Raw genomic sequence first — 3442 nt, forward strand, 5'->3', positions numbered from 1 at the left:
GCTCAAATAATGGTCTAGATATTTAGTCGCTACACTATTAAAGCGCTGCATCCAGCTCTTTAAACGGCTGTTAAAATCGGAGGCTTCTTTTTCTTGATGAACCAACAGGGCAGATTAGTTCAATAAATTCATTTGCATTATGCTATAATTCAGATGATATAAAATATCTTTTTAAGGAATGGAAACAAACAATTGAAAAAGAAATTATTACTAACTGGAATTGTCTTTTTATTAATGGTTCTTTTATTCGTTGGAATGTTTAAAGTAACGAAATTAAGGACCTTTCAATTATTTGGGGGGTTAACATACCAAGTTGAAACGGAAAACAAGGTCATTGCTTTAACATTTGATGACGGTCCCACTAAGAACGTGGATCAAATTCTGCCTTTATTGAATAAATATAAGGCAAAAGGTACTTTTTTTCTTATTGGAAATGATATTGAAAAACACCCAGAAGAAGCTAAAAAATTGGTAGAAGCAGGGCATCAGATTGGAAATCACACCTATTCACATCAAAGAATGGTTTTAAAATCACCTTTTATTATTAAAGAGGAAATAGAAAAAACAGATAAGTTGATTAGAAAATATGGATATAAGAGCGAGATTGACTTTCGACCTCCCTATGGAAAAAAACTTGTGGGACTACCTTATTATTTATATAAGCACAAGAGAGAAACGATTATGTGGTCTCTAGAACCGGATACATATTTCACAAGTACAGATGAAAAAGTAAATTATGTTGTGGAAAACATTAAACCAGGATCGATAATTTTGTTACATCCAATGTACGATCAAACTGGTGGGGAAATCCAAGCGATAGAAGGTATTTTACGAGAACTTACGGAGGAAGGGTATAAATTTGTAACCGTGGATGAACTTCAGGAATTATGATAAAACAATAAAAAGGGACCTAACTTTTACATATTAGTTTGGAAAGAATCAGTTGGTAAAACAAAAGCGAAATTTCCATAGGTAAGGATCGCTTTTTCCTTCTTCAAGTAAGGGTGCTTTCGTTGAATAATAGGGTTGCTACGGCAACCTTTTTGTTTGTTCCACTAACGAAGCAGGTTAGTATATCAAGCAAAAGTGTAACAATAGTTCTTGTTTTCAAGGAGGTAAAACATGGATTACATTTCACCGAAAGAAGCGGTGTTAAAGGTGAAAAGGTGGCCAAAAGGTACCATAGCGGCGGGTCGTCGTCATACCGTTGGGCTTAAATCTGACGGAACGGTGACAGCTGTGGGTGATAATAAATATGGCCAATGTGATGTAAGCAGCTGGCGCGATATTGTGGCGGTCGCGGCGGGTAATGTTCATATGGCAACGAACACGGGTAATGCTCATACAATCGGTCTTAAATCTGACAGTACTGTGGAGGCTGTGGGTTGGAATAAGCATGACCAATGCGATGTAAAAGACTGGCGCGATATTGTAGCGGTTGCAGCAGGTTGGCGTCGTACCATTGGACTTAAATCTGATGGTACGGTGGTAGCAGTGGGCCGAAATAATGAAGGTGAATGCAATGTAAGCGGTTGGCATGATATTGTGGCGGTCGCGGCGGGTGACTGGCATACCATCGGTCTTAAATCGGACGGCACGGTGAAGGCTGTGGGTTTGAATAAAAATGACCAATGCCATGTAAGTGGCTGGTGCGGTATTGTGGCGATAGCTGTGGGTAGTAATCATACCATCGGTCTTAAATCGGACGGTACTGTGGCGGCAGTGGGTTGGAATGAATATGGCCAATGTAATGTAAGTGATTGGCACGATATTGTGGCGATAGCGGCGGGTTGTGCCCATACCGTCGGTCTTAAATCGGACGGAACGGTGGTTGCTGTGGGTGATAATGAATATGGCCAATGCGATGTAAGCGACTGGAGCGGCATCCAACTGCCCAACAATTAGTTTTCGGGTGAAAAGGGTACAGTTCCTGCAACTAATAAATCCAAAAAAGGATTCAACAAACAAACATGAAAATAATGGGTAACTTTTAAGGTATACTGTAATACCAAGTTATTACAGTATCATCTATTATTAAAGTAGTAGATTAAGAGGAAATGGGAGAGTGGGAAGTTATGTTTAAGCTGCGAGGTCACCATCTATTTTGCCTACTTGGCTATAGGGGAATGGGGTATTTATTCACCTCTGATATCCGTTAGGTAAATCATTATATTAATTTGGGGTGAAAAAAAGATCCGATTGTAGATTGATAGCTACAAGGAAATCCTTGGAATTTTGGGTCCTTTCATACACATCATACAGTATCGGTGCAAGTGTTTGGGGTGGAATTGCTGCGGCGGTAATTTCATGTTGTGCTAACGGGCAGGTTAGTTTAAAGAATGGAAATAGCGATATGAAAATTTGGAGGCAATTTTGATGTGGCTGGAAAGCACTACACTAAAAACAGAGAGAATTTATTTACGAGAATTCCAGGAAAGTGATTGGCAAGATGTACATAAATACGCGTCTCAGGAAAGAGTATGTCAATACCAGCCCTGGTGTCCGAATTCCGAGAAAGAGTCTCAAGCATTTGTTAAACAAGTTTTAGATGATTCAGCAATAGTACCAAGAACAACTTATACATTAGCTGTTATTAATAAAAAAGAGGATAGATTAATTGGGGCTGGAGAATTAAGCATTCAGGATACCCATAATAAAAAGGGGGAAATAGGATATATAATTAATCCTGACTATTGGGGAAAAGGGGTTGCAACGGATGTTGCAATACTATTAATCGGTTTTGGATTTCATCAATTAAAACTCCATCGGATTTATGCAACCTGTGACCCAAGAAATATAAGTTCTATTAAGTTTTGGAAAAGGTTGGGATAACAAAAGAAGGAAGAATTCGTGAAGATTTGTTGATGAAAGATGGATGGCGTGATTCTTTACTATATAGTGTTTTAGATTATGAATGGTTTTAATTTCTTGTTCAACTAACGGATGCTTAATTGAATAAGATAACTAAAAGACTGCTGAAGAGTGGTCTTTCTCTTTTATTTACATAAAGAACGTTTGTTCGTATATAATGATACTGAGGTGATTAATATGGCGATACGTGACCGAGGTAAAATTAAATGGGCTGCGGCTTATCTCCAACCCGAACAAGCAAAGATGCAGCGAGATCTTTGGCTCGACACTGAACGAATAAGGAAGCCTATTATTGACGAGCATCAAGCGGAGGAATTCGACCTGCGTATAATTTACTCGATGGAATATAACCATTCGGTAAAACTGACGGTATGGGATGACGGATTTATTCACGACATTAATGGTCGAGTTCATTACGTGGATCCTATTACACATAAGCTGCATATTGAGGTGAAGCCTGGAGAATTTGAGCGGGTGGCATTCGATAGTGTTGTCGGAGTCAAGGTAGTAGATTAAGATGACATTAACCATTGCGTCAGCCTTATATGGGTTGGCGTTCTTTTATTAAACT

Annotated in this window: 4 protein-coding genes; all 4 read left to right on the plus strand. The window is 38.8% G+C overall.

All coding sequences use genetic code 11. From position 1 onward, the window contains the following. Positions 1-192: 192 nt before the first annotated feature. The 4 genes from CHI06_RS28715 to CHI06_RS28730 all read left to right on the plus strand — a co-directional run bounded on the left by CHI06_RS28715 (position 193) and on the right by CHI06_RS28730 (position 3387). Entirely contained in the window at positions 193-891 is a 699-nt protein-coding gene (locus CHI06_RS28715; RefSeq protein WP_095252036.1) for a polysaccharide deacetylase family protein, read from the plus strand. Between the two features lie 231 nt (positions 892-1122). Then, positions 1123-1905 (plus strand): RCC1 domain-containing protein, encoded by a 783-nt coding sequence (locus CHI06_RS28720; protein WP_095252037.1) that lies wholly within the window; start codon positions 1123-1125, stop codon positions 1903-1905. A gap of 471 nt (positions 1906-2376) precedes the next feature. Continuing rightward, entirely contained in the window at positions 2377-2832 is a 456-nt protein-coding gene (locus CHI06_RS28725; RefSeq protein WP_306453857.1) for a GNAT family N-acetyltransferase, read from the plus strand. Positions 2833-3048: 216 nt separating this feature from the next. Continuing rightward, positions 3049-3387 carry a YolD-like family protein gene (locus tag CHI06_RS28730; RefSeq protein ID WP_095252038.1) on the plus strand — a complete coding sequence of 113 codons (339 nt, stop codon included), beginning with the start codon at positions 3049-3051 and terminating at the stop codon, positions 3385-3387. Positions 3388-3442: the final 55 nt, after the last annotated feature.

Origin of the sequence: Bacillus sp. 7884-1 (assembly GCF_002272245.1) — a bacterium.
Taxonomy (GTDB): domain Bacteria; phylum Bacillota; class Bacilli; order Bacillales; family Cytobacillaceae; genus Neobacillus.

Excerpts from the sequence above, each read along its gene's own strand:
- CHI06_RS28720 (WP_095252037.1), top strand. The coding sequence starts at position 1,123 with ATGGATTACATTTCACCGAAAGAAGCGGTGTTAAAGGTGAAAAGGTGG.
- CHI06_RS28725 (WP_306453857.1), top strand. The coding sequence starts at position 2,377 with ATGTGGCTGGAAAGCACTACACTAAAAACAGAGAGAATTTATTTACGA.
- CHI06_RS28730 (WP_095252038.1), top strand. The coding sequence starts at position 3,049 with ATGGCGATACGTGACCGAGGTAAAATTAAATGGGCTGCGGCTTATCTC.